The sequence below is a fragment of the Streptomyces maremycinicus genome (genome assembly GCF_001184025.1).
GTDB lineage: Bacteria > Actinomycetota > Actinomycetes > Streptomycetales > Streptomycetaceae > Streptomyces > Streptomyces maremycinicus.
This window is the reverse complement of the sequence record NZ_BBYG01000011.1, coordinates 41,439-58,523: the sequence shown is the minus strand read 5'-3', so window position 1 is coordinate 58,523 and position 17,085 is coordinate 41,439. Positions and strand designations below refer to the sequence as shown.

Sequence of the window (17,085 nt, the reverse complement as noted above, 5' to 3'; positions counted from 1 at the left end):
AAAGGGAATCGCCAGCGGATCAGCGGCTGTAAGCCGTGCTCTGGGCCGGCAGAGGTGGAGCCGGAACGGGCGGCGAAGCAGTCGTCGGGGACGGCGCCGGGGCCGGGACGCGGGCCAGGCTCTGCAGAACCGCGGCGACCGACTTGGCCTGGACGTCGCGGACTGCGACTGCCTCGGCGAGCCGGCGGGAGCCATCAAGAAGGTGAGAGACCTCGTGCCGGCCGATCTGCCGCTCGGGGTGGATGAGCTGGGCGAGGTGGTCGCGGTGGACATCGATACTGCGCTCGGCGAGGGCGAGGTCGTCGTGCATGCCGAGCAGGGCGGAGAGCATGCCGGGCGGCTGGTCCTTGGCGCGGGCTTCAAGGTCGGCGAGCGGCGCGCCGTACAGGTCCTCGATCCGACCGGCTACCTCGGTGGACGTGAGGTGAGACAAGCGGGAGCTTTCACGGTCGGCGGGCCCGGGCCGCCCCGGCACGCGGGGGTGTCGGGGCGGCGGACGGGGGCAGGGGTGCGGTGATCTTGAGTTGTGCCGTGCGGACGGGGCGGGCCCGCTGGTCGGGCGCAGGCATGGTGCGCAGCAGCTCGCCGAGGGCTGCGCGGTAGCCGTCGCGGGCATCGAGCGCCGCCTCCAGCCACTGCGCGTCGAAGCGGAGCTTGTCCGCTGACAGTTCGCCCATGTCGCGGTCCGGATCCATGTCCGCGTGCACGCGGTCGCGGACGCGCGCGACCTGTTCCTCGGTCAGAGCCAGGAAGGAGCGCAGTTCCAGGGCACGGGCGAGGGCGGGCGAGGCATCGTGGCCGACAGCCGCCTCGCACAGTTCGGGAACCGGGTTCCCGAAGACCTTCTGCAGGTCGCCGTCCATGGTGCTTGCCTTGTCCCGGCTCATCGGACGGGCCTTCCCGCCCGCCACGCCGACGCGGGTGTGCCCGCGGGTCGGTGGGGAGCGCTGGTGTGTACCGCCGGCCCGGTTCGGGGGCGCAGACGGGCAAGGCGTTCGGCGGCGAGGTCCTTCTTCCCCGGAGCGTCCGGGTCGAGGAGCCACCGCACGACCAGGGCCCGGCCGTCGCGTGTGGTCACGGCCGCGTTCACGCAGTGGGCGAGTCCCAGCGTCGGGTCGTCGACCTCGCTGGGCTGGGTTTCCAGCGCGGCGAGGAGGTCGTCCTCCGCGCGGTCGAGCACGGACTGCGCCTGGACGAGAAGGCCGTGCCACTTGACGACGTCGGTGGCCTCAGGGTTCGCGGTCGGCGCGGCGACGACCGCGGCCTTCAGCTGGTCCATGCCCATGGCGAAGTGCGCTTCGATCCGTTCGGTGAGCACGCCCACGACATCCTCAGCGTCATCGGATATACCGTCGGACAAAAGGAAAACTCCTGTTCTGGAAGGGCCGATGCCTGGGGGAATGTGAGGGGCGTCCGTGCCCGGCGGCCCAGTCGCTTTCCTGCTGAATGCCTGTCAGTCCAGGCACATGCGGGTGTCGCGGTACACGTAGGTGCCGGAGACCCAGCCCTTGACGCCGGTCGACCTGTCCGTGATGTAGAGCCAGTTGCCGCTCTTCTTGTGCACGGTGAACTTGTGGCTCTTGTAAAGCACGCCGAGCGCGGTGGACTTCGTGGTGGCCTTGGACCGGATGGTCACAGCCGACGCGTGGACCTTGTACGGCAGCGGCGGCAGGGACGAACAGCTGCTCGCGAAGGCCGCAGATACCGCGGCGGGTGCCGCACTGACGGTGGTGGCGCAGAGCACCGGCAGGGCGAGCGTGCCGAGCATCGCCGCGGATATGGCAATTCGAGTGGAGCGCATGCGGAAGAAACCTCCGTGAAGGCATAGGGATTGCGTGGCATGGCGCCGCGGGAGTTGTCCCGGCGGCTGTATAAGAGTCCTGAGAATCGCCGGTTTGGCTAACCGGCGATCGTCGGCTATGTTGCGCCGCGCCCGTGGGCTCCGGCGTTTAGCGCGAGCGGCTAGGCGGGCGCGGAGCAGGGGCCTTCGGCAGGACGGCCGGGCGGCTGACTGCCGCTGCCGGGCGGACCGGCGGCAGGGGGCCGGCCTCGCCGGTAAGCCGGTCGTCGCACCACTGCAGGGCCTCGCCCACCGTGTCGAAGCCGCCCTCGCGCAGGGTGTGCGTCCACGCGTCGGTGTCGACCTCCTCGACCACGACGCGAAACGGGCTGGGCGCTCGTTCATCCAGGGCGCGCAGTGCAACGACAGTGACCATGTCGTCCGGGTCGTCGCAGGTGTAGGAGTAGCCCATGGCGTAGTGATCGCCGTCGCCCGCAAGGCGTCGCTCCAGCGCACGAGTCGCCTCGTCCGCCGGCGGTGGCCCCAGCTCGGGGTCGAGGCCGATGGCGTCCTGCGGGCAGCCACGGTGGACGAGCCAGGACTGCGCCATCGCGGGCAGCGGCACGCCGGCCTGCTCGAAGGTGAACGTCCGCTTCTCTCGGTCCCGTTGCAGATGCACGGCAAGCAGCTGCGGCATACCAGGGTGTCCCCAGGTGGCGGTGCGGTCGAAGAGGACGTAGTAGCTGTGCGCGCCGCTGGGGGTGTGGTGTGCGGCGAGGGGGACGAGCATGTCCTCGTGGACGGCGACCTGGCGGTAGAAGTCGAGGTACATCTCCTCGTCGGCATCGAAGTCGTCCAGCTCGAAGTCGACTTGAGGGATGGGCTTCCGGGCCGGCGCCGGTTCGGTAGGGGGCAACAAGGGCCTTTCGGTGGAGTTCAGCGCCGCTGCACCGGCGTGGACGGCGATGTGCCGGGGCGAGCCGGGAGCGTGGGTGCCCGTGTCGTTGGGGTCCGCCGGGCGGCGAACAGCGCGGCGCGTCCGGCGTCGGTGAGTGCGACCGGCTGGCCGGCGTGCACGGGGTGGCCGGTATCCCGTACGACCAGGCCGGCGTCCTCCAGTCGCTGCAGCTTGGCGTGTGGGATGCGGGTGCCGGAGGCGGCGGTGACGGATATCCGGCCGGTCAGCAGGTGTTCGTAGAGCTTGGCGCCGCCGGCGATGGCGAGCAGCGCGGCCTGGTCGTCCGTCGAAAGCTGCTGCGCGCTGGGCGCCGGGGCCGCTGCGGCGGCCTCGATGGGCTCCAGGACGGCGAGTACCTTCCCGGCGGCGGCGTCCCGCGCTTCGGCGGCCTCCTCCAGCTGGTCCACGGTGCGGTCGATGCGCGTGAACAGGGCGCCATCGACGTCGAACTCGCCGCTGGAAAGGCGGTTGAGGAGGCGGAGGTAGAAGGTGACGCCGGTCTGGGTCTTGGCCAGCTCGCGGTGCTGGTCGACCAGGTGGGCGTGTGGCTCGTCGAGGATGCCGCGGTCTCGGTAGGCCCACAGGGTGTCGATGTCGTGGCCAGTGGCGGCTTCGAGGCGGTGGTCGAGCGGGGAGACCGCACGCCGGGCTGGTGTCGGCGCGGGTTCAGGGGGCATAGGCGAGGCTCCGTGCGTTCAGCGGGTGTGGTGATGCGCGGGGTTGTGTGCGGGACGGGGCAGACCCGGCAGTGCGGTGGGCGGTGGACCGGGCCGGGGCGCGGGGGTGCGGGTGGTCAGCTGCGGGGAGCGGGAGCGGGCCGCGTGGGTGCGGGCGCTCAGCGGCCGGCGAGTCATCCCCAGGCGGCGGCCGACCTCGTCGTAGACGTCGTTGCCCGCACGCGGCCGGACCGCGACGACGTGGATCTCCTTCGGATGCGCGGACTCCGCGGGCGCCGGGCGGACGCCGTAGACGACGCGCCAGTCCTTGCGCGAGTCCACGAACAGCTTGCGGTAGCCCTCCAGGTCACCGTCGAGGCGCAGTCCGAAGCGCTGCGCGTTCACAACTTCCTGCAGGTAGGCGAGGGTGAGGTCGCGGATATCGCTGGGGGCTTGGAGGAGATCGGTCAGCGCGCGGGGGTCGAAGCTCAGTCCGAAGGCGGGCTGTCCCTGTCCCGCGGTCATGACGTCGGCTCTGCAGGCCCGTCGGCTTCCGCCGTGGCCGCCGTCTCCGTGCGCGCGGACGGCGGCGGGCCAGGCAGAAGACGGTGCGCGGGCCGGTCGGGAGAGGTCATGCAGGCCGACAGCGGCCCGCCCGGTGCGCGGACGGCCGCAAGGGCGTGGGTGAGGAAGTCCCGGTGCCACACGAACAGGCCGCTCAATCCGGCTTCGGGGTCCTTGTGCTGCTGGTAGGCGAGCCACAGGGCGTGGAGCCAGGCCACGACATCATCGTGCTCCTGCCACTGCAGGCACCAGGGCGCTGCGGTGGTGACCTCCGCCCCGTAAACCGGGAGGAAGAAGTCGTCGATCCAGTCCGACAAGGCGTCGAGTTCGTCTTCGCGTTCCTCCCCGTCGAGTTCCAGGATCGGGCGGGGCTCCGGCGGACCGGCGGCAAGCGGCCCGCCGAGCCCCGGCATGCCGAACGCGGCGAACGGCGATCCGCTCGGCTCCGGGGCGGACGCGAGGTGGTCGAGTTGCTGCGCCTGTTGCGCCGACTGCTCCATAAGCCGTCGGACGCTCGCCTCGATTCCTTCCAGCTGTGGATCGGGAATGCGTACCGGCTCCAACTCCCCATCGTCAGGGGGTTTTATGGGTTCGGGCATGAAGAAGTTGGGCCTCCTACGAGACGCGGAATGTAAGGAAGACGGAAGCGGCAATGCTCGGACCGCTGACGGGTGACAAGTCCACTTCGCCGGATTGCCACTAGTAGGGCTTGGTCAGCTTCACTCGTGAGTGGCGTGTCTGTTGGTGTGCGGGTGTCGTTGGGGTGGTGTGACACCTGAGGAGATGGCCGGGGTCCGGGAGGACCTGGAGGCGTTCGCGGCGGAGTTGTTCGACGGGTTCTTCCGTGCGGATCAGCGGCGGTGGGGGCAGGCGTATGTGCGCGGATTGCTTCTGGACGGGCGGCGCAAGTCGGTGGAGCCGATGGCGGCCCGCCTCGGTGAGGACGGCAACCGTCAGGCGCTGGCGCACTTCATCACCTCCAGCCCGTGGGATCCGGCGCATGTGCGGGCCCGGCTGGCCTGGCGGATGCACGAGGCGATCGGGGCGGAGGCATTGATCGTCGATGACACCGGCTTCTTGAAGGACGGGGACGCCTCGGCGTGTGTGTCGCGGCAGTACACCGGCACCGCGGGCAAGGTCACCAAATGCCAGGTGGGGGTGTCGCTGCACCTGGCCCGGGATCATGCCTCGGCGGCGGTGAACTGGCGGCTGTTCCTGCCGGCTTCGTGGGATCCCGACTCGCCGGAGGCGGACGCGGTCAAGGTCGCCCGCCGTGACCGCTGCGGCATCCCCGACCGGGTGGGGCATGTGGAGAAGTGGCAGCTGGCCCTGGACATGATCGACGAGACCCGGTCGTGGGGCATCGACGTCCCGCTGGTCGTCGCGGACGCCGGATACGGGGACGCCGCCGCCTTCCGCCACGGCCTGGAAGAACGCAACCTGCCCTACGCGGTGGGCATTTCCTCCCGCCACACCGCCCACCCGGCCGACGCCCGGCCCGTCCAGCCCGCCTACGCGGGAACCGGCCGGCCACCGCAGATGCAGTATCCCGAGCCTGCACAGACCATGAAAGACCTGGTCATCGCGGCCGGAAGGACGGCCGCGAGGCCGGTGTCCTGGCGAGAAGGCTCCCGCCCGGGCAGAGGAATCAGCGGCTTCAAACGCTTCTACTCGCGGTTCGTGGCTCTGCGCATCCGCCCGGCCGGACGCGGCGTCCGCCAGGCCACCGACGGTCCTGAACTGCCCGAACGCTGGCTGCTGGCCGAATGGCCGGCCACCGAACCCGAACCCGTGCAGTTCTGGCTCTCCAGCCTGCCCTCCGGCATGCCGCTGGCGACCCTGGTCCGGCTGGTCAAGCTCCGCTGGTGCATCGAACACGACTACCGCGAGATGAAACAGGCCCTGGGCCTGGCCCACTTCGAAGGCCGCACCTGGAGCGGCTGGCACCACCACGTCACCCTCGTCTCGGCCGCCCACGCCTTCTGCACCCTGCAACGACTGGCACGAGACCCAAAAGACGCGGCGCAGGTCTGAGCCTCTACCAAGTCGTCCGAGAACTCCAGACACTTCTCGCCGCCTGGGCCGGCGCCTGCCCCACCTGCCACCGCGACATACCCACACCGATACGGACCTGACCAAGCCCTACTAGGGCGCCGGTCGCCTTGACGGGAAGCGCGCTCGCGGCTCAGTCGGTGAGAACCACGTCGTCTTGCGTGAGGGTTTCGCGGATCGTCTCGGTGAGCCGGTCAGCCGCGATCGCCGCGTAGTGCTCGGTCTTCTCCACGCCGATGAAGTCCCTGCCTTCCAGCAGAGCGGCCACCCCCGTGGAGCCGGAGCCGGCACAGAAGTCGAGCACAGTGCCGCCCTCAGGACTGATCTTGACCAGCTCGCGCATCACCTCGACGGGCTTCTGCGTGATGTGCTGACGCTTCGCCCCCGAGGGCTGCGAGGCCGAGTACATGCCGGGCAGATAGACGGGGTTCCGGGAGCCGTCGATCGCCCCCTTGCTGGCCCAGACGATGAATTCACAGTTCTGGGTGAACCGGCCCTTCTGGGGCCGTGTCTGCGGCTTGTGCCAGGCCAGTACCCCGCGCCACAGCCACCCGGCAGCCTGGATCGCATCCGTCGTGATCGGGAGTTGACGCCAGTCGGTGAACAGCAGCGCGGTCCCGCCGGTCTTGGTGAGGCGGTGGGCTTCGGTCATGATCTGCGTCAGCCAGAACCCGTAGCTGCGCTGGTCCATGTTCTCGCCGGTGAAGTCCGGCAGGGTGTGCTGGGCGTCGGCGGAGGTGTACTTCTGCTTCGCGGAGCGGGTGGTGCGCTCCTTCGCGGTCCTACCGCCCGAGTTGTACGGCGGATCGGTAATGACGGAGTCGACGCAGCCGCCCGGAAGGCCGGCGAGAACATTGAGGGCGTCGCCCTGGTGCAGGGAAAAAGGCAAAGAGGAACCCCTATTCGGGTGCAGAGTCGCGGAGAGGACTCACCGCCTCGCACAGAAATCCTCGCGGGCCGGAAGTGGGCATGCAGAAGCCCAGGGCCGCAGAACGAGGAAGGCGAGGGGGGAGTCCAAAAACTGTAGAGGCGAAAACGCCGACGACCAAAAAGCTGGCGTGAGGTGCCGGATTCCGATACCTCACGCCAGCTTTTTGGTCAACCGCCGATCTGGGCCTACTGTTTTTGAACCGCCCGGCGCACACCGCCGCTGGCTACTTCCATGCCCCACCTCCCGGAGGTACCCCCTTGCCCCAGCACACCTAGCTCACCGCCCGGCCACGCGGAGCGAGCGGCAACTCGCCCACACCGGCCCGCCTTGATCGCCCACCCCGGCCGCCGCGCCCTTCCCATCACGCCTCGCGCACGCGGCACGGCCGGACACTGCACCCCGAAGGACACGCTCATGACGTCTCGCCACCCACCCACGCCCGAAAGCCCTGACCGGCGAGCGATCCGCTCCGGTTGAAGGCGCTCGCCGCCGGCATCGGCGTCGTCTTCCTCTCCCCAATCCTGATCGCCGGCACCGGCATGATGCTGGCCTCCTCCGCCGACGCCGTGCAGAGCAGCAGCTCCTTCAGCAGCTGCCTCACCGACATCGACACAGGCAAGGTCGCTGAGCAGGTCACCAAGATCCTCAACGGCGCGTCCGGCAAGAACGTCCACGTCGAGGGCCTGGAACTGCCCGCCGAACAAGTCCCCAACGCGGCGACGATCGTGGCCGCCGGCCTCTCCCTCGACGTCCCCAGGAAGGGACAGATCATCGCGCTCGCCACCGCGATGCAGGAGAGCCGGCTGCGCAACCTGGGCTACGGGGACCGGGACTCGCTCGGCCTGTTCCAGCAGCGCCCCTCCCAGGGCTGGGGCAGTGCCCAGCAGATCCGCGATCCGGTCTACGCCTCCGAGCAGTTCTACAAGCACTTGCTCAAGGTGAGTGGCTGGCAGCAGATGACCGTCGCCCAGGCCGCCCAAGCCGTGCAGAGATCCGCCTACCCCGACGCGTATGCGCAGTGGGAGAGCCTGGCCACCGCGCTGCAGGATGCCATCGCCAAGACCTTCCCGGGCGGCGGCACCGACGCGGACAGCAAGGACGCAGACCAGGGCGAGCAAGCATCGACCGGCACGAGCGGCTGTGCTCCGGGCCAGGACGGTTCCGGCTTCGGCCGTATCCCCGAGGGAAGCGTTCCGAAGGGCTACGCGATCCCGAAGGACGCCGATCCGAAGGCGCGCACGGCCATCGAGTGGGCGATGCACCAGCTCGGCACGCTCTACCAGTGGGGCGGCACCTGCACCAACGCTCACGGCCCCGACCCGATGGGCCGCTGCGACTGCTCCAGCCTGATGCAGCAGGCGTACGCACATGCAGGCGTCACGCTCACCCGCACCACGTACACGCAGGTCAACGAGGGCAAGGCGGTCTCGCCAGCCCAACTCAAGCCCGGCGACCTGATCTTCAGCCGCGGCAGTGCCGCCCGCCCTGAGCACGTCGGCATGTACATGGGCGAGGGCCTGGTGATCGAAGCGCCGCGCACCACCAAGCCGGTCCGGATCACTCCGATCAAGGACTGGACAATTCTCGCCGCCCGCCGCGTCCTGTGACACCGGCCGGGGCGCAAGGGGCCCCGGCGCACCATATCTGACCGAGATTCCCCTAATCAGTACGGAGCATCTTCTTGGTATCCCGCCACCGCGCCCAGCGTGCCCTCGCGGCAGCCTCTGTGGGCCTGGCCGTCGCCGCCGGCGGCCTGGCCACCGCCTCCACGGCACAGGCGTACGACACCGGCACCACCACCATCAGCTGCAGTGCGGTCAAGGTGCGCAAGGCACCGTCGAAGACGTCCACGGTCTTGGGCATCGGCTACAGGCACGACAAGGTCGTCTACGACCAGTGGGTCTACAAGAAGGCCGAGAAGACCTGGTACACGCGCGGCACCGTCACCCGGAAGTCGGACGGCAAGAAAATCGGCCGCGGTTACATGATCTACAACTGCGCGAACCCGTACAAGACCAACCCCGCTCCGAAGCCGCCGATCCCGAAGTAGGGGTCTCCCACAGCCGGTTCGGCCCCTGAGTCAACGCGCCTTCGCTGGGAGCACCGGCTCGGTCCGCAGCCTCGGCGCGGCATCTGCTGCGTCCTCGTGCGAGCGATGCCGTCTCTTCGCGGACGCCGCCCGGGCCAGCCCGTGCCTCCACGGTGTCTGCCCTCCCTTTCTACGAGGCGCTGCCTCGTTCCTCCCTTTCCTTCTGTGATTCCCGCGCGCCGAATTTCGGCGTGCCCAAGGAGCCTCCTTGCCCCTACTCGAAACCGTGCAGTACCTGGCCTACGATCCCGGCATCACGCCGTCGGGCGGTGGCCTGCCCGGCCTGAGCGTGCTGAAGAACGTCGTCAACTCGATCAACCTGTTCGGCATCATCGCCGTCGTCGGCGCCCTCGCTGTATCGCTCGGTGTGTGGGCTTGGGGACACCACACGGGCGGTCACCAGGCCGAGGCCAACGGGAAGAAGGGCGCGGTCGTGGCCGCGGGCGCCGCCCTGGGCCTGGGCGCCGCGAACGGCATCGTCGCGTTCTTCTCGACCCTCGGGTCGCAGGTGCACTGATGAAGAAACGACTCCCCTCCCTGTCCTCGTATGGCAATGGCTGGCCGGCCAGCCGGCGCATCGTGATCGTCGCCTCCGCCGTCGCAGTCCTGCTCGCCATCGCCGGGATCGTCGCCCTGCTGACTGGCGGAGGCAACGGCCACCCGGCCCCGGACACCGCCGCGCCCGCCCCGAGTGGCAGCCCGTCCTCCTCCGAGGCCGCCCCCAAGCCTTCCTCCGGATCCGGGTCGGTGTCCCAGCCTCCGCAGATCGCCGAACCGGTCGCCTACGCCAAGGCGGCGGCCCAGATGCTGTGGTCCTACGACACCCGCGACACCAGCCGCGCCCAGCAACTCGCCGGCATGCGCGCCTGGATGACCACGGAGACCAAGTACGCCGACTGGGCCTCTGTCTCCGGCCAAGTGCCCGATCCGTTGCTGTGGTCGCGGATAGCCGACCAGGACCAGCACGCCACTGCCAGCGTCACCGAGGGCCACTACCCCTCAGCGTTCAAGCAGGCGCTGGCCGACGACCCGTCCGCGATCACCGAGGCGTACATCTACGTCGTCACCGTCAACGGCACGCAGCAGATCGCCTGGAAGAAGGGCGGCGGAGGGGCCGAGGAACGGGCCGTGACCCTCGCCGTCCAGTGCCGCCCGAATCACGGCTGCACCCTGGCCGCCATCGCACCGAGCGTCACGCAGTGACCCGCGCCTGAGATACGAAAGGACGAGTAACTCCCGTTGGGTTTCTGTGATTTCCCCCTGGCAGACAAGCTGTGCGCCGTCGGCGACGCAGTCGATTTCGCCTCGGACCCCGGCAAGGCCATCGGTGACTGGATGGCGAAGTCCGCCGGTGAACTGGCCGCCGCCGCAGCCGATCTGGCGGCCGAGGCCGTCAACACCACCACGAAGGTCGACCTCAACGCGTCGTGGTTCGTCGACAACTACGAGATGCTGCTGCCGCTGGGCCTGGTCCTGCTGGTCGCCACCTTCTGCGCACAGCTGGTCCGGGCCGCCGTCCGACGCGACGGACAAGCCCTGGCACAAGCGTTCACCGGCACCATGAGCGGCGTCCTGTTCGCCTTCTGCGCTATCGCCTTCACCACGGTCGCCGTCGAAGTGGTCGATGCCATCAGCGACGGCCTGTTCAAGACCGCCCACCTGAACATCGAGTCGGCCGTGCGACGCATCGTGAAGGTCAACCAGATCGCGGGCCTGTCCGGGATGGGCTGGCTCGTTGCGGTTGTCGCCGGCCTTGGTGCCGCCGTCGGTTCCTTCCTCTACTGGTGCGTGATGATGGTCCGCAAGGTCGGCATCCTCGTCATGGTCACGCTGGCCGTCTTCGCGTCCGCCGGCGGCGGCTGGGAGGTCGCGCGGCGCTGGCGCAAGGGCTGGATCGAGGCCACCGCCACGCTCGTCGTCTCCAAGCTCCTGATGACCGTGATCTTCGTCCTCGGCATCGCAGCCATGGGCAAAACCGAGGCCAAGGACGGCATCGCCGCTCTGGCCGACGTCATGTCCGGCATCGTGATCATGATCCTGGTGCTGCTGTGCCCGTACGCCGTCTTCAAGTTCGTACATTGGGCTGCCGACGGGACCGACGGCGAGTCCATCCACCGTGCCGGTGGCGCCGGAGCGCAGATCGCCAAGGCGCATGCCGAGAACGCCGCCCGTAAGGCCGCCGCGGCTGCGGCCACTGCCGGAACCGGTGGCGCTGCAGCCGGAGCAGGCGCCGCACCACAGGGCCCCGACGCCGCTGGCGGTGGCGGTTTCCCCGGCGACGTCGCCACCAACCCGACCGGCGGCGGAGAGGGCAAGGAAGGTTCGCAGGACGGCGGAACGGGCATCTCGCCCGGTGGCGACGCGGTCAAGTCCGGTCTGGAGAAAGCCGTCCAGCCTGCACCGACGAGCGTGTCCGACGACACCAGCGGCCACGTGGGCGGCAGCCCAGGGCCGGGCGGGTCCGGAGCGAACGCCGCCTCCGGCCAGGGCGGCGGATGGCAGTCCGCGCCGCCGACCACCACCGCGCCGCCGCAGGGCGCACCCCCTCCCTCCGGCTCACAGAACGCCACGTCCAGCGGGTCGGCCTCACCTCCGCCGCCGACCGGCCTCTGATCCCCTGCCCGTCCGCCGGGGGCGGGACGTGCGCTGCACCTCCCGCCCCCGGGTTCCCCCGCGTCTCCAGGACCCGCCCCTTTGACTGATCTCTCCGTCGCCCCGGTCACGGTGAAGTTCCCGCACCGGTCCCGCCGCGGCATCCTCCTCGGCCTCTCCTTGCCCCAACTCGTCCTCACTTCCTGCACACTGGCGCTCCTGCTGATGACGGTGGTCTCCACCGGACTGCTCGGCGCCGTCGCCCTGGCCCCGCTGTGGGCGGCATCCGGTGCGCTCGTCGCGATCCGCCGACACGGCCGCTCCCTCATCGACTGGGCGCCGATCGTCGCCCGCTACGCGCACCGCCGCCGTACCGGCCAGACCCTCTGGCTCGCCCGGCCCGTCACCCGGCCCCGGCAGGACGGCATCCTCCACCTGCCCGGCACCACCGCCTCCCTCAAGGTGGTCACCCCCGGCGACTCCGCCAACGGCGCCGCGGCCGTGCATGACCCGCAACAGCAGACCCTGACCGCCATCGCCCGCGTGAGCAGCCGCGCCTTCGCCCTCCTCGACCCCGCCACCCAGAACCACAACGTGAGCAGCTGGGGCCGCGCGCTGGCGGGCATCGCCCGCACCGGGCACGTCGCCACCGTCCAGGTGCTGGAACGCACTGTCCCCGACTCGGGCGACACCCTCACCCGCCACTGGACCCACAACGGACAGCCCCAGACCCCGGTGGCCGGGCAGATCTACTCCGAGCTGGTCGCCTCGGCCGGCCCCGCCGCCGCCCCGCACGAGACCTACCTCGCCATCTCCCTCGACCTCAAGGCCGCCCGGCGCCTGATCAACCAGGCCGGCGGAGGGCTGCCCGGGGCGTTCACTGTCATGGAGCAGACCACCGCGTCCATCGCCCAGGCCGCCCGTAACGCCGGGCTCCAGGTCACCGGGTGGCTGAGCGCGCGGGAGATCGCCGCCGTTATCCGCACCGCCTACGACCCAAAGGCGCTCGCCGCCCTCCAGCAGTGGTCCGAGACCGGCCGCGCCGAGGCCGATCCCGCAGCCGCAGGGCCCGTCGTCCAGTTCGAGGAGTACGACCGGCTCGCCACCGACAGCGCACGGCACGCGACGTACTGGGTGGAGAACTGGCCGAGGACGGAGATGGGGGCCGGGTTCCTGCACGGGATCATGTTCACGGCCGGCGTGCGGCGCAGCCTCTCCCTTATATACGTGCCGCAGGGACTCGAGTCCGCGCTGCGAGACGTCCAGCGGAAGAAAGCGGCGATCATCGCCGACGCCAACGAACGGGCCCGCCGGGGACAGGTCGACAGCGAGGAAGACTCCGTCGAGTACGCCGACGTCAAGCAGCGTGAGCGCCAGCTCATCGCCGGACATGCCGACGTGGCCCTCACCGGCCTGGTCACCGTCACCGCCGAGACCGACGCCCTCCTGGACGCCGCCTGCGCACAGGTCGAGACCCACGCCGTCACCTCCGGGGTCGATCTGCGACGGCTCAACTACCAGCAGCCGGACGCCTTCGCCCTCACCGCGCTCCCGCTCGCCCGGACCGCCCTGTGAGCCGGGCCCGTCCCCGCCGGTCAGCGCCGTGGCGCCCGCCGCTCTTCGATCATCCGTCACCGCCCCTGCCTCCCGGCAGGAAGGACCACCACCTTTGACCACTCCCACGCGTCCGGACGACGCGCACCCCTACCTTCGCGCCGCGAGCGCCGGAGTCCGCCACCACACCCGGGCCCTGGCACCGTCGGACGCGAATCCGCCCCGGCCGGCGGACCGCGTGCACCTTGACGTGCTGCACGCCCACCTCACCGCCCTGCACCAGCTCCTGGACCGGCTCGCCGAAAACACCCGGCCTGCGCACCCCGCCGCCGGCCGCCGCCTCGCCACCGCGCACACCCGCCTCTGGCAGGCCACCAGCGAGGTCCACTCCGCCTTCCACCTGCTGCCCAACAACACCTCAGCAGAAGCCGAGACGAGCGCATGCCATCCAGAGCGGCTGCCCGAGGGACCGCCCTTACTCACGATCTGCCAGCGCCACCTCGCCGCCGGACACAGCATCCGCCGCAAGACCACCCCCACCGACCTCCGCCCGCACACCACAGCCTGCGTGCGATGAGCACTACCCGCAGAAACGAGGGCCCTCTATGAACCACCGGCCCGCCCGCCGCGCCCGCCGCGCCTCCGCCAGCCCGCTCTTCACCCCCCACGGCACGGACCGTGCCAGCCGCAAGGCCGCCCGTCGCCAGCTCGCCGAGGCCACCGCCAAGGCCCGCGCTAAAGCCAGTGCCCACCAGAGCGAGAGCACGTCCGCCGCCCACGAGATGCCCACCGCGCTCTACCCACCGAACGGACGTCCCGGACCAGCCTCCGCGCGTCACAACCGGCTGAAGCTGCCCGCCCACCGCATGACCACCGCGGTCGCGGCTGGCGCCTATCCCTTCCTGGCCGAAGGCGGACTCGGCGCGGAGGGCATCTACATCGGCCGCGACGTACACGCGGAAGCGTCCTTCGTCTTCGATCCGTTCGCGCTGTACGGCAAGGTCGAGGGATTCACCAACCCCAACCTCCTGCTCGCCGGGGTCATCGGCCAGGGCAAGAGCGCACTCGCCAAGTCCTTCGCGCTGCGTTCGGTGGCCTTCGGATACCGCGTCTACGTCCCGTGCGACCCGAAGGGCGAATGGACGCCGGTGGCCCAAGCCCTCGGCGGCCGGTCCGTCGCTCTCGGCCCCGGACTGCCCGGACGGCTGAACCCCCTGGACGCGGCCCCGCGCCCGCAGAGCGTCTCCGAGGACGACTGGGTCGGCGAGATCCGCAAACGGCGCCTGCTCCTGCTCGGCTCCCTGGCCCGGACGGTCCTGGGCCGGGACCTGATGCCCATGGAGCACACCGCCCTGGACGTCGCCCTGGACGCCGTCGTCACCCGCGCCGCCGCCACCGGCCGCACCCCGCTGCTCGGCGATGTCGCCGCCACCCTCAACAACCCCAGTGCGCTCGACGAGGCCGCCGGGGTGATGTCGGGCCAACTCGGCGACGCCGCACGCGACCTGGCCCACGCCATGCGACGCCTCGTCCACGGTGACCTGGCCGGCATGTTCGACGCCCCCTCCACCGTCGCCTTCGACCCGAACGCACCGATGCTCACCATCGACCTCTCCCGGCTCGGCGGCTCCGGCGACGACACCGCCCTCGTCCTGGCGATGACCTGCGCCTCCGCCTGGATGGAATCCGTCCTCTCCGACCCGTCCGGCGGCCGGCGCTGGATCGTGTACGACGAGGCGTGGCGATTGATGCGGCACGTCGGCCTGCTGCAGCGCATGCAGGCCCAGTGGAAGCTCAGCCGCGGCCTCGGCATCGCCAACCTCATGGTGATCCACCGGCTGTCTGACCTGCTCACCGCCGGCGACGCCGGATCACAGGGCCGGGCCTTGGCCGAGGGCCTCCTCGCCGACTGCAGCACCCGCATCATCTACCGTCAGGAGACCGACCAACTCCATGCCGCGGCCTCGCTTCTCGGCCTGACCTCCGTCGAAATGGACGCCATCGCCCACCTCAACCGAGGGCGTGGCCTGTGGAAAGTCGCCGGACGATCTTTCATCGTGCAGCACCTCCTGCACGCATACGAGCTGGCGCTCTTCGACACCGACGCCCGCATGCATACAAAAGCCGCAAAAGACTCATGAAACCTGATATCCGGCGTGAACTGATCCCGCGCGCCACCACGCTCCACCTCATCGACGCGCTCAACGCCGTGAGGGGCAAACTCTCCGGCGCGTTCGAGCAGTGGGAGCTGCTGGACGACACCGGTCGCGTCCCGGCCTCGCCGTCCTACACCGCGCTTCTCCAGCACGCCACCGGCGCACAGACGCTCGCCCGTGATGTCGTCCAGCTGACCGCGGACTTCGCCCGGACCACCTCCAGTACGAACCGTGCCGGCAGCGCCGTCCTCGCTCATCTGGCGTCGGCGGTCACCCTGTCGAGCCAGGCCATACCGCACTTCGCCGAGACCGCACAGACCGCGCTCTCACCGCCCCGGCCGCACAGCGAGAACGACAGCTACCTCCGTGACAACCGCATGGTCGTCGAACACGCGACGGCGCGTGCCTGTCTGCGGCGCGCGGCACAGGCGCTCGGTAACGCAGTGCAGGAACTCACCGACCACCTCGACTTCCACCCCTTCTTCCTCACGCCCTCCCACCGCCAGAGCCCGGTACCGCCGCCCAAACCGGGCGGTCGCCACCGCTGATCCGGGACCGCCCCCACCCCCTTTCAAGGAGTCCTCTGAACCGCCCCGCCCACTTCAGCGACGCCGAATGGGCCGACTACCAGCAGTGCCAGGCCGAGCACGACGACCTCATGGCACAAGTCGCCGAACGCGAAGCCCAGATGGAACACGACCTGATCGCCGCCTACGACGACTACGAACTCGATTTCGCTCCCGTGCCGAAGCCCGAAGCCGACCCCGCACGCCGGACACCTCCGTCCCACCACGCGCCGGCCTCCCGCAGGAGGAACCGTGGCCGCTGACCAGGAGAACACTCCAGAGGCCCGCAGCGCGGCTGCGCTCGCACCGCTTCCCGACCACCGCAACGTGGACACCTCGTGGTGGCAGGAGTTGTGGCGCCGCCACGCGCACATCACCACGCCACTGCGAGAGCGCGGGCTGGAGTGCGACATCGAGTTCGGCCTCAGCGCCTACATCGTGCGCGTATCCCTCCCCGACGGCAGTCACCTGATCATCGGTCCGCCGCAGGAGCCCCCCTCCGACCGCCCGCCGGGAAATCCGGAGGGCTGGATCGCGACCCACGAGCACCCCGACGACCCGTCGCTGTTCGAGGTCCTCTACGGCTCGGCGCCCTGCGACGACCCCGGTGCACCCCAGCGGCCCGAAGCCCGGCAGGGCGGCAGCGTCCAGCCCCTGATCGAGGCGATCGACCATCGCCTCGCGCAGCTCGGGCAGCTGCCAACTCCCTCCTCGCCCACCGCCCGTACGCCCGTGTCCGCCGCCGAGCCGGCGCTCCGCACCCCCGAGCCCGCGGACGTCTCCGGCAACGCGGACCGCGCCTTCGTCTACGGCGACGTACTCCTCGCTCTCACCGACCGGCTCAACGCCACCGAGTCACCTGCGGACGCCGCCGCCCTGCTGCACCAGATCCTGGACCCCACCAGCGGCCTGCTGGAACGGCTCGGCGAGTTCTTCGAAGCAGCCGCGGAAAAGGCCAAGGAATCCGAGCAGGACGACGGATTCGACCTCCACTACGACCTTCAGGACGCGGCGGCCACCCTGCGCAGTCTCGGCGAGGACCTGCACACCGCTGTCGACCGCATGCGTGCCCTGGCCCCCGCGCGCCGGACCACCCGGGCCGGTCTCCCTCCGGGCCCGAGCCCGGGGCCACCGACGGCGACCACCCCCGTGCCCGGCCGCACACGGTGAACCAGGCACACCCGACG

The 17,085-nt window shown here is 70.3% G+C and carries 21 protein-coding genes; 12 read left to right on the top strand and 9 right to left on the bottom strand.

Annotated elements, in window-relative coordinates; genetic code table 11:
* Positions 1–19 precede the first annotated feature (19 nt).
* The 8 genes from AOQ37_RS10825 to AOQ37_RS10790 all read right to left on the bottom strand — a co-directional run bounded on the left by AOQ37_RS10825 (position 20) and on the right by AOQ37_RS10790 (position 4,458).
* Positions 20–433 (bottom strand): hypothetical protein, encoded by a 414-nt coding sequence (locus tag AOQ37_RS10825; protein ID WP_062644412.1) that lies wholly within the window; start codon positions 431–433, stop codon positions 20–22.
* A gap of 10 nt (positions 434–443) precedes the next feature.
* On the bottom strand, positions 444–887 hold the full coding sequence (locus AOQ37_RS10820) for a hypothetical protein (RefSeq protein ID WP_062643723.1): 444 nt from the start codon (positions 885–887) through the stop codon (positions 444–446).
* Positions 884–1,360 carry a hypothetical protein gene (locus tag AOQ37_RS10815; RefSeq protein ID WP_062643721.1) on the bottom strand — a complete coding sequence of 159 codons (477 nt, stop codon included), beginning with the start codon at positions 1,358–1,360 and terminating at the stop codon, positions 884–886. Before AOQ37_RS10815 ends, AOQ37_RS10820 begins: the two co-directional genes overlap by 4 nt.
* Positions 1,361–1,453: 93 nt before the next feature.
* Complete coding sequence (locus AOQ37_RS10810; RefSeq protein WP_062643719.1) at positions 1,454–1,768, bottom strand: SH3 domain-containing protein; 315 nt, start codon at positions 1,766–1,768, stop codon at positions 1,454–1,456.
* Positions 1,769–1,949: 181 nt separating this feature from the next.
* On the bottom strand, positions 1,950–2,699 hold the full coding sequence (locus AOQ37_RS10805) for a hypothetical protein (RefSeq protein WP_062643717.1): 750 nt from the start codon (positions 2,697–2,699) through the stop codon (positions 1,950–1,952).
* 17 nt (positions 2,700–2,716) lie between these two features.
* Entirely contained in the window at positions 2,717–3,415 is a 699-nt protein-coding gene (locus AOQ37_RS10800) for a hypothetical protein (protein WP_062643715.1), read from the bottom strand.
* 18 nt (positions 3,416–3,433) lie between these two features.
* Positions 3,434–3,919: a hypothetical protein gene (locus AOQ37_RS10795; RefSeq protein ID WP_062643714.1), complete on the bottom strand. Its 486-nt coding sequence runs from the start codon at positions 3,917–3,919 to the stop codon at positions 3,434–3,436.
* Positions 3,916–4,458, bottom strand: coding sequence for a DUF4913 domain-containing protein (locus tag AOQ37_RS10790; RefSeq protein WP_062643712.1), 543 nt, complete (start codon positions 4,456–4,458; stop codon positions 3,916–3,918). Before AOQ37_RS10790 ends, AOQ37_RS10795 begins: the two co-directional genes overlap by 4 nt.
* A 283-nt stretch (positions 4,459–4,741) precedes the next feature.
* Between AOQ37_RS10790 and AOQ37_RS10785 the strand changes: the two genes are divergently transcribed.
* Complete coding sequence (locus AOQ37_RS10785; RefSeq protein WP_062643710.1) at positions 4,742–5,992, top strand: IS701 family transposase; 1,251 nt, start codon at positions 4,742–4,744, stop codon at positions 5,990–5,992.
* 151 nt (positions 5,993–6,143) lie between these two features.
* Here the strand turns inward: AOQ37_RS10785 and AOQ37_RS10780 are convergent, their stop codons facing one another.
* Positions 6,144–6,899 carry a DNA-methyltransferase gene (locus tag AOQ37_RS10780; RefSeq protein ID WP_062643709.1) on the bottom strand — a complete coding sequence of 252 codons (756 nt, stop codon included), beginning with the start codon at positions 6,897–6,899 and terminating at the stop codon, positions 6,144–6,146.
* A gap of 515 nt (positions 6,900–7,414) precedes the next feature.
* On the opposite strand from AOQ37_RS10780, the gene AOQ37_RS10775 reads away from it, so the two are divergent.
* The 11 genes from AOQ37_RS10775 to AOQ37_RS10725 all read left to right on the top strand — a co-directional run bounded on the left by AOQ37_RS10775 (position 7,415) and on the right by AOQ37_RS10725 (position 17,068).
* Positions 7,415–8,548, top strand: a complete 1,134-nt coding sequence (locus AOQ37_RS10775) for a C40 family peptidase (protein ID WP_062643707.1) — start codon at positions 7,415–7,417, stop codon at positions 8,546–8,548.
* Positions 8,549–8,622: 74 nt separating this feature from the next.
* On the top strand, positions 8,623–8,991 hold the full coding sequence (locus AOQ37_RS10770; protein WP_062643706.1) for a hypothetical protein: 369 nt from the start codon (positions 8,623–8,625) through the stop codon (positions 8,989–8,991).
* Between the two features lie 247 nt (positions 8,992–9,238).
* Positions 9,239–9,547: a DUF6112 family protein gene (locus AOQ37_RS10765; protein ID WP_061334899.1), complete on the top strand. Its 309-nt coding sequence runs from the start codon at positions 9,239–9,241 to the stop codon at positions 9,545–9,547.
* Positions 9,547–10,233 carry a hypothetical protein gene (locus tag AOQ37_RS10760; RefSeq protein WP_062643704.1) on the top strand — a complete coding sequence of 229 codons (687 nt, stop codon included), beginning with the start codon at positions 9,547–9,549 and terminating at the stop codon, positions 10,231–10,233. The genes AOQ37_RS10765 and AOQ37_RS10760 overlap by 1 nt, the downstream gene beginning before the upstream one ends.
* 36 nt (positions 10,234–10,269) lie before the next feature.
* A complete protein-coding gene (locus AOQ37_RS10755) occupies positions 10,270–11,643 on the top strand; it encodes an SCO6881 family protein (protein WP_062643702.1) in 1,374 nt (457 codons plus the stop codon).
* Positions 11,644–11,724: 81 nt separating this feature from the next.
* Positions 11,725–13,197 carry an SCO6880 family protein gene (locus AOQ37_RS10750; protein ID WP_062643700.1) on the top strand — a complete coding sequence of 491 codons (1,473 nt, stop codon included), beginning with the start codon at positions 11,725–11,727 and terminating at the stop codon, positions 13,195–13,197.
* A 94-nt stretch (positions 13,198–13,291) separates the two neighbouring features.
* On the top strand, positions 13,292–13,753 hold the full coding sequence (locus AOQ37_RS10745) for a DUF6238 family protein (RefSeq protein WP_062643698.1): 462 nt from the start codon (positions 13,292–13,294) through the stop codon (positions 13,751–13,753).
* A 28-nt stretch (positions 13,754–13,781) separates the two neighbouring features.
* Positions 13,782–15,317, top strand: a complete 1,536-nt coding sequence (locus tag AOQ37_RS10740; RefSeq protein WP_062643693.1) for a VirB4 family type IV secretion system protein — start codon at positions 13,782–13,784, stop codon at positions 15,315–15,317.
* The gene (locus tag AOQ37_RS10735) at positions 15,314–15,880 is read left to right on the top strand and encodes a hypothetical protein (protein WP_199824980.1); all 567 of its coding nucleotides are present in this window, start codon (positions 15,314–15,316) and stop codon (positions 15,878–15,880) included. The genes AOQ37_RS10740 and AOQ37_RS10735 overlap by 4 nt, the downstream gene beginning before the upstream one ends.
* A 110-nt stretch (positions 15,881–15,990) precedes the next feature.
* On the top strand, positions 15,991–16,161 hold the full coding sequence (locus AOQ37_RS40405) for a hypothetical protein (RefSeq protein ID WP_159401332.1): 171 nt from the start codon (positions 15,991–15,993) through the stop codon (positions 16,159–16,161).
* Positions 16,151–17,068 carry a hypothetical protein gene (locus AOQ37_RS10725; protein WP_062643691.1) on the top strand — a complete coding sequence of 306 codons (918 nt, stop codon included), beginning with the start codon at positions 16,151–16,153 and terminating at the stop codon, positions 17,066–17,068. The genes AOQ37_RS40405 and AOQ37_RS10725 overlap by 11 nt, the downstream gene beginning before the upstream one ends.
* Positions 17,069–17,085: the final 17 nt, after the last annotated feature.

Bases quoted from the DNA above. Each gene is read 5' to 3' on its own strand.
- AOQ37_RS10795 (WP_062643714.1), bottom strand. From the start codon at position 3,919: ATGACCGCGGGACAGGGACAGCCCGCCTTCGGACTGAGCTTCGACCCC.
- AOQ37_RS10785 (WP_062643710.1), top strand. From the start codon at position 4,742: ATGGCCGGGGTCCGGGAGGACCTGGAGGCGTTCGCGGCGGAGTTGTTC.
- AOQ37_RS10740 (WP_062643693.1), top strand. From the start codon at position 13,782: ATGAACCACCGGCCCGCCCGCCGCGCCCGCCGCGCCTCCGCCAGCCCG.
- AOQ37_RS10735 (WP_199824980.1), top strand. From the start codon at position 15,314: ATGAAACCTGATATCCGGCGTGAACTGATCCCGCGCGCCACCACGCTC.
- AOQ37_RS10760 (WP_062643704.1), top strand. From the start codon at position 9,547: ATGAAGAAACGACTCCCCTCCCTGTCCTCGTATGGCAATGGCTGGCCG.
- AOQ37_RS10790 (WP_062643712.1), bottom strand. From the start codon at position 4,458: ATGGAGCAGTCGGCGCAACAGGCGCAGCAACTCGACCACCTCGCGTCC.
- AOQ37_RS10810 (WP_062643719.1), bottom strand. From the start codon at position 1,768: ATGCTCGGCACGCTCGCCCTGCCGGTGCTCTGCGCCACCACCGTCAGT.
- AOQ37_RS10820 (WP_062643723.1), bottom strand. From the start codon at position 887: ATGAGCCGGGACAAGGCAAGCACCATGGACGGCGACCTGCAGAAGGTC.
- AOQ37_RS40405 (WP_159401332.1), top strand. From the start codon at position 15,991: ATGGCACAAGTCGCCGAACGCGAAGCCCAGATGGAACACGACCTGATC.
- AOQ37_RS10800 (WP_062643715.1), bottom strand. From the start codon at position 3,415: ATGCCCCCTGAACCCGCGCCGACACCAGCCCGGCGTGCGGTCTCCCCG.